The 7,121-nt window shown below is 67.1% G+C and carries 5 protein-coding genes and 1 riboswitch; of the genes, 1 reads left to right on the top strand and 4 read right to left on the bottom strand.

What is annotated here, in order from left to right; translation table 11 throughout:
- Positions 1 to 64 precede the first annotated feature (64 nt).
- Positions 65 to 958 carry an ABC transporter substrate-binding protein gene (locus ACO2SS_RS27625; protein WP_423281083.1) on the top strand — a complete coding sequence of 298 codons (894 nt, stop codon included), beginning with the start codon at positions 65 to 67 and terminating at the stop codon, positions 956 to 958.
- Here ACO2SS_RS27625 and cobN read toward each other — a convergent pair.
- From cobN to ACO2SS_RS27645, 4 genes are all read right to left on the bottom strand, one after another.
- Positions 903 to 4,637 carry a cobaltochelatase subunit CobN gene (cobN, locus tag ACO2SS_RS27630; protein ID WP_423281084.1) on the bottom strand — a complete coding sequence of 1,245 codons (3,735 nt, stop codon included), beginning with the start codon at positions 4,635 to 4,637 and terminating at the stop codon, positions 903 to 905. The genes ACO2SS_RS27625 and cobN overlap by 56 nt on opposite strands.
- Positions 4,638 to 4,647: 10 nt before the next feature.
- Positions 4,648 to 5,652 (bottom strand): cobalamin biosynthesis protein CobW, encoded by a 1,005-nt coding sequence (gene cobW / locus ACO2SS_RS27635; RefSeq protein ID WP_423281085.1) that lies wholly within the window; start codon positions 5,650 to 5,652, stop codon positions 4,648 to 4,650.
- Between the two features lie 27 nt (positions 5,653 to 5,679).
- The gene (locus ACO2SS_RS27640) at positions 5,680 to 6,165 is read right to left on the bottom strand and encodes a DUF1636 family protein (RefSeq protein WP_423281086.1); all 486 of its coding nucleotides are present in this window, start codon (positions 6,163 to 6,165) and stop codon (positions 5,680 to 5,682) included.
- Positions 6,166 to 6,196: 31 nt separating this feature from the next.
- Positions 6,197 to 6,403, bottom strand: a riboswitch (cobalamin riboswitch).
- Positions 6,404 to 6,980: 577 nt separating this feature from the next.
- Positions 6,981 to 7,115: a carboxymuconolactone decarboxylase family protein gene (locus ACO2SS_RS27645; RefSeq protein WP_423281088.1), complete on the bottom strand. Its 135-nt coding sequence runs from the start codon at positions 7,113 to 7,115 to the stop codon at positions 6,981 to 6,983.
- Between the last annotated feature and the right edge of the window lie 6 nt (positions 7,116 to 7,121).

Raw genomic sequence — 7,121 nt, forward strand, 5'->3', positions numbered from 1 at the left:
CCTCGGCGAATCAGGTTGACCACCACCCTTATTCCTTGCTCCGGAGGAGGGGGGGTGAGCCGAGTTGAACACGTTGTTGCAAGTACCGAGGGCTTACCGAAAACCGGGCGCGACGGGTCGATTGCTGGCTGTGGTCTTGTCCGTGGTGGTGCTTTCGACCAAGGAGGCTCCCGCGGTGCCGCAGCACCCAGCGCCCTCTGTCATCTCGATCAATCTCTGCACGGATCAGCTCGTCGTCGCGCTCGCCGATCCGTCGCAGATCTTCGGTTTAAGCCGTTATGCTGGCTATACGGTTCAGTCGGCCGTCGCTGATCGGATCAAAGGCTTGCGCCTGATGGAGGGCACGGCGGAGGAGATCCTGATCGCGCGGCCGGATTACGTGTTTGCGGGACGTTACACCAAGCGCAGCACGCGGGCCCTCCTTCGTCAGAAAGGCTTGCGTGTCATGGAGTCCGATTCGCCGCGCTCGATTGAGGACGCCAGAGCTCAGATTGCGGAGGTCGGACGTCTGCTGGGCCACAACGACGGCGCGGAGCACCTGCTCGACAGAATCGATCAGGCGGTCTCTCGGGCCCGCTCGGCCCTGCCGAGGGCCAACCTCAAGGTATTGAACATCCAACGCCGAGGCTGGGTATCTGGCGAAAGCACTCTCCTGTCGTCCTTGCTCGACACCGTGGGCCTTGCCAACGAAGGCGGTTCCTTCAGCTCACGCCTCGGGCGCTTCGCGTCGCTGGAGGAAATCATCGCGTCCAAGGCCGAGGTGCTGATCCTGCCGGAAAGCGCGCGCGGCCCCCAGGATCAGGGGGCAGCGCTGCTGGAGCATCCCGCGCTGGCAGCACGCTTCCCGCCTAACAGCCGCATCCGGATCCCGGACCGGTTTCTCTTCTGTGGTGGGGCCGCGATCATCCAGGCTCTCGACCTGATTGTTGAGCAGGTGCGGTTGCTGAGCCGGCCCTGATCCCGGAGAGGACCGACACCGCTTGGTTCGAGCGCGGTCGCCACAAGCCACGCCGGATCGCCTCCTGGAAACGTTCGGCGATCTCCCGCAGCGCGGCGGGATTCGCGTCCGCCAGGAACCCCGCCACGCGTTCATCCTCCAGGTAGGCGGAGAAGAGCTGGTCGAAGTGGTGATCCTTGACGGCGTCCGTCGAGGCCGCGAAGCCAAACAGATAATCAACGGTGGCGGCGATCTCGAAGGCGCCCTTATAGCCGTGGCGCATGACGCCACCGATCCATTTCTGGTTGGCGGCGCGACCCCGGACCACCCGAGCGATCTCCTCGTCCAGCGAACGTGGCAGGGGCGCCTCCGGCCGGGAGGTGTCGACGTGGAAGATTCTCGGCGAAGTCCCCTGGATATTCTCGACCGTCGACGAGAGGCCACCCATGAACTGGTAGTAATCGTCGGAGTCGAGGATGTCGTGCTCGCGGTTATCCTGCGTCTGCACGATCGCATCCGTGCGCGCGAGGTTGGCCGAAAGCAGGTCTGCCGCGTCCTCGCCCTTGCGCCCGCCGCCATAAGCGAAACCGCTCCAGGCTAGATAGGCATCGGCAATGTCCTTCCGCGTCTCCCAGCCGCCTTCGTCGATGAGCGCCTGCAGCCCTGCCCCGTAGGCACCCGGCTTCGACCCGAAGACTCGGCTCGCGGCCCGGCGGAGCGCCGCATCGTCCGGCAGGCCCGCATCGCGCAGCCGCGCGGCCTCGAACCGAACATGGGCAGCGACGGGGTTGTCCTCATCTGCCTCGTCCAGCGCCGCGATGGCCCGAACCGCGGTGTCGAACAGATCCATCTGGAGAGGGAACGCATCCCGGAAAAGCCCGGAAATTCGCAACGTGACATCGACGCGAGGGCGCCTCAGTTCGCCCAGATCGAGGACCTGGAACCCGGTGATGCGTCCGGAAGCAGGCTCCCAGGTCGGGCGGGCGCCGATGAGGGCGAGCGCCTGCGCGACGTCGTCGCCACCGGTGCGCATGTTGGCCGTGCCCCAGACGGACAGTGCGATCGAACGAGGCCACTCACCCTCCTCCTGCCAGTACCGCTCGACCAAGCGCTCCGCCGCATCACGGCCGGTCCGCCATGCCGCCTCGCTCGGGACGGCACGAACGTCGACGGCGAAGAAGTTTCGTCCTGTCGGCAAGACATCGGGACGACCGCGCGAGGGTGCGCCGGCCGGCCCGGGCGGGACGAAGCCCCCACGGAGGGCGTCTAGGATGCTTCGGATCTCTGCCTCGCCGCTGCGTTCGATCCGGGGCCGGAGCTCCGCCTCGACCCATCTCAACACGGCGAGCGTGCGATGCCAGGCAGGGTCCGGGCGCATGCGGCCGGAGACCAACGCTTCCGCCAATTCCTCTATGCGGTCGACCGCGTCGCCGGCGATGCGCCAGGGACGGTCGGTGAGCGCGGCGAGGGCAGCCGGACGGGTCCCAACGTAGGGGGCTGCGAGATCCCGGGTGAGCGGGTCAAAACCGTCGAGCCCGAGATCGGTCGCGAGGGCCCGATGGAGTGATGCGTCTTCCGGGCGCAGTTCCGACCGTGGCAGCCGCGCGATGGCCACGAGTAGCGGGTCGCGCAGACATGGCTCCGGCGATCGTCCGAGAACATGAAGGCCGTCTCGGATCTGCATCTCCTTGAGATCGCAGAGATGCGCGTCCAGGCGGCGCAGCACTTCGGCTTCCCCGAGATCCGGCCGCAAACCGAGATCAGCATCTAGCCGGAGCGCACCGGCGCTCGCCGCGATGTCGCGCGCGAGTGCATCGGCGCGGCGAGGGTCGAGATCCGAGGCGAGCGCGTACTCGTCGACGAGCCGCTCCAACTCGGCGAGATCACCGTGCAACTCCGCCCGGGCGAGAGGGGGCGTGAGATGGTCAACGATAACGGCGGCCGTACGGCGCTTCGCCTGCATTCCCTCGCCAGGATCGTTGACGATGAACGGATAGATGTTCGGTAGCGGCCCGAGCACGGCCTGCGGTAGGCACTCGGCTGAGAGCCCCGTGGACTTTCCGGGAAGCCATTCGAGGTTGCCGTGCTTGCCCAGGTGGATCACGGCATGAGCGCAGAAGGCCCGGCGCAGCCAGAAATAGAACGCCAGATAATGGTGGGGCGGCACGAGGTCTGGCGCGTGATACGTCTCCTTCGGGTCGATGTTGTAGCCGCGCGCCGGTTGGATTCCGACGACGAGGTTTCCGAAGCGATGCAGGCCGAGGCGAAAGTTGTCCCCTTCGAGGTGGGGATCTATCTCCGGCGCGCCCCAACGCGCCTCCACCGCCCGCCGGAGCGCCTCGGGCAGTTGCCGGTAGGCCTGGAGGTACTCAGCCAAAGGCCAGTGCGAGCCCCCGAAGCGCTGCGGGCGCGCCGTGGTCTCGTTGGTCGGGCCCCTGGTGAGGAGATGCATCAGCTCGGCCGAGTCCTCAGGCGCGCCGGGAAGGCCGTAACCCTCTCCTCGGAGGGCCTCGAGCAGCGCGATGCAGCTCTCCGGTGTGTCGAGCCCCACACCGTTCGCGAGGCGGCCGTCGCGGTTCGGATAGTTCGCGATGACGAGGGCGACACGACGCTCCCGCGCGGGCGTGCGGCGCAGTCGGATCCAGGCGGAGGCGAGATCGGCGGTCGCCTGGACCCGGTCCGCAACCGACCGAGCGACGGGCGGCGCGAAATCAGGCGCTGCTGGATCACGCTCCTTGAAGGCTATCGCCCCGGCGAAGATGCGGCCGTCCACCTCCGGCAGGACGACGTGCATGGCAAGGTCACGCGGCGACAGCCCCCGCGTGGACGCCTTCCATTCGGCCTCGCTCGACGCAGCGAACGCGATCTGGAGTACCGGACAGCCCGCCCGCTCGACGGCTCCCCCAGCAGCAGCGCCTGGAGTGCCGACGGCAAACGCCGTGGCATTCACGATTACGTCCGGCGGCGCGGCCGTGAAGGCAGAAGCAAGCACCGCGTCCGAGGCAGAGTCTTTAAGACTGGTGACGAAGATCGGCTGGGCTGACACGCCACGCTCCCGGAGCGCCGCCGCGAGCGCCTCCACCGGCTCGGTCATGCCGCCCTGGATGAGCGCACGATAGAACAGGATTGCGGCGCGCGGCCGCCCTTCGGGCTTGGCGGAAGGCCAGAGGCCGGCGCTCGGAACCGGGCGCACCGGATCTGGTGCCGGACCCCAGCCGAGTGCGTGGTCGATCCACCCCAGGGCGGCGCGGATGTTGTCCGGCCCGCCCTCGGCGAAGTAGCGCCAAATTGCATAGGCGTCATCCTCGCCTAGAGTCCCGCGCCTCGCGAAATCCCCGTCCCAGCGATTGTCGCCCGGAAGGCACGCGAAGGGGATGCCCCTGCTAAGCGCCTCCCGCCTCAAAGAGGCTAAGCCGTGCGGCCAGTAGCTCTCCCCCCCGAGCAGGCGGAGCAGGATAAACCGCGCCTGTGAGAGCGTCCGCTCGACGTAGAGGTCGACCGACATCGGATGGCCGAGCTGCAGGAAGTTCGTCAACGCAACCGAGGGCGCCTCGGGCGGCCGGTCGGTTATGACGCGCTGAAGCGCCGCCAGCTCCGAATCCGCAGCCGACAGGATGACGATCTCCGCCGGCGGTTGGTTCAGGTCCCGCGCAGTGGCCCCGTCGTCGATCTCCTCCCGTGGCGCGACCTGGACGTGCACGGGGACGGCTTCAGCCTGCCAGCGCGGCCGCGGCGGCGGCGCGGTCGAGCTCTTTGAGGCCGATCACGACGAGACCCGGCATCTGGCCTGCCCCGGGCCGGGCAAAGGACGTCTCGACACGTCGGCCGACACCCTGGACGACGAGCGGCGCCGGCTTGCCGGCTACCGGGGCGTAGCCCTTCACCCGCAGTACGCCCGGGACCGTGAGCGCACGCAGCACGGCATCCCGCACCGCTTCGGCGCTGTTCATCGCGGCGGGCCTCACGACGAAGCTGTCGAAATCGTCGTGGTCGTGCTCCTCGTCTACACCGTGGTGCCCGGCTCGCGCCGCGAGATCGTCCTCTGCCGCGGCAGCCAACCCGATTAGCACCTCCGGGGCAAGATCGGCGGAGCGCGAACGCACGACGCGAACGCCGTCGCGCAGTTCGTTCCCGAGCCGCCGTTCGATCTCGTCGAGGCGGTCGGCCGAAACCAGATCGGCCTTCGACAGAACCACGAGATCCGCACAGGCGAGCTGGTCGTCGAATACCTCCTCTACTGGATCATCGTGCTCGCGGGCCGGATCCGGGGCCGGATCGTGCTCGGGAGTGCGGCCCTCGTCGAGAGCGGTCGCATCCACTACGGTCACGACGCCGTCGACCGTGGCACGCGTTCGCACGCCCGGCCATTCGAAAGCCTTGAGCAGCGGCTGCGGCAAGGCAAGGCCTGAAGTCTCGATGACGATCGCGTCCAACGGTCGGTCGCGGCCGAGCAGCTTGTCCATGGTCGGGATGAAGTCGTCCGCCACCGTGCAACAGATGCAGCCGTTGGTCAGCTCGACGACGTCGCCGGGCGCACAGGTGCCAGCTGCACAATCCTCGACGAGCGAGCCGTCAAACCCGATATCGCCGAACTCGTTCACGATGACGGCGATGCGCCGCCCCTTCGCGTTCGTCAGCAGCGAGCGAATAAGCGTCGTCTTGCCCGCGCCGAGAAAGCCGGTCAGCACGGTAACGGGGACACGTTGAGAGCTCATCGGAGGTCCTTTTCGCGAGCCGCAAAATCACCGAGGGTGTCGGCCGTCCTTGGTGGTCCAGGAGACGGGTGGGATGCGGGCGACAATCCCGCGGCGCAACGGCTCTGGGCGCTCGCGCCAGAGCAGGTATCCGTGCTCCTGCGCGGCATAGCTCTCCGCGCATTCGAGAACCGCGTCAGCGTGGAGCGCGGGGTCGAGATCCCCGAACACGTACGTGTAGCCGTCTCGGCGGGACAGCGCGATCGTGCAGGGCCGCTTGCAAACGCTGAGGCACTGCACGGGTCTGATAACGACATCGGACGCCGCGCCACTGGCTTGGGCGGTGCGAAGCGCGGCGAGCAAAGCATCACCCGGCGATCCATCCCCACCATCGGCCGAACGGCACGACACGCAGACACTAACTGCAACGGGTGTCCGGCTCTCGCACGTCCCTCCGGCGCTCACCGAGAGGTGGTCCCTGCCGGACCGAAGGCAGGGAAATAGGGCGCGCGAGCACACCCGACAGATCGGCACATGACGGTCTCCCTCCGGCCCACCGCCGGATCACCTCGTTGCGCCTTCGGCCGGTCTCCTGGCTCGCGGATCAGCGCCGGTCCGTCTTCCCAACCTGTCGGCCAGTGACGTCGTGGACCCAGCTCTCCGCCTACAGTTGCGGGGGCAGCCGCGGCTTGGGCGAAGGTTAGAAACCTCTCCGCACCGCATTCCCGTTTCACCCCGGCCAGACCGGGGCACCGAAAGCATGCGCGTTGAACCATGAACCGCTCGGCGCGGCAAGCTGGAGTCCGGGTTTAGTCCGATTACTCGATCTCAGCACACGTTAGCCTTTGCGGGCAGCACGAAGCGGTAAACATGCTTTCGGCATCCCGGCTTCAGGTGCGCCATCGCAAAGCCGTCCTGCTCCTTTCGGCCAGGGCAGCTAGGACCCCGCGTTAGAGGCTGGAACCTTCTGAAGCTCAGCCTAGGGTCGAGAGCGAGCGTTGGCCCTATGGCTGATCAGGGCGAGAGCCCGATCCGAACTCCTACCGGAAGGCTTGATCGGGTAAGCGGTTCGCGGCGAGATGACGCCGTGACTGGGGATTGTGGATGAGCCCTCCCGGTATCGCCGCCGCCCTGCTTCTTTTTGCGCTACCAGCCTTCGCCCAACCCTGAGTCCCCGCCCTATGCCGGTTTGCAGGGTCGCCCCCTCAAGGCTCTTTCCGAGAAGCAGGTAGCGGACCTCAAAGCCGGACGTGGCATGGGGATGGCGCTGCCCGCCGAGTTGAACGGTTGTCCGCGGCGGAGCTGCGGTACTCGCAGTCCATTATAGGCGTGATAGCATCGCGCTCCTCTTAGTCCACCTTACCCAGCTCACGGAGCGTTTCCTCGGCTGTCCGGAAACCCTCGATGCCAGCCGGCAGACCACAATAGATTGTGCATTGGTAGAGCACTTCCTGGATCTCCTGGACAGTGCAACCGTTGTTGATCGCAGA

Source organism: Enterovirga sp. CN4-39 (assembly GCF_049446235.1).
Lineage (GTDB): Bacteria > Pseudomonadota > Alphaproteobacteria > Rhizobiales > Beijerinckiaceae > Enterovirga.

Excerpts from the sequence above, each read along its gene's own strand:
- cobW (WP_423281085.1), bottom strand. The coding sequence starts at position 5,652 with ATGAGCTCTCAACGTGTCCCCGTTACCGTGCTGACCGGCTTTCTCGGC.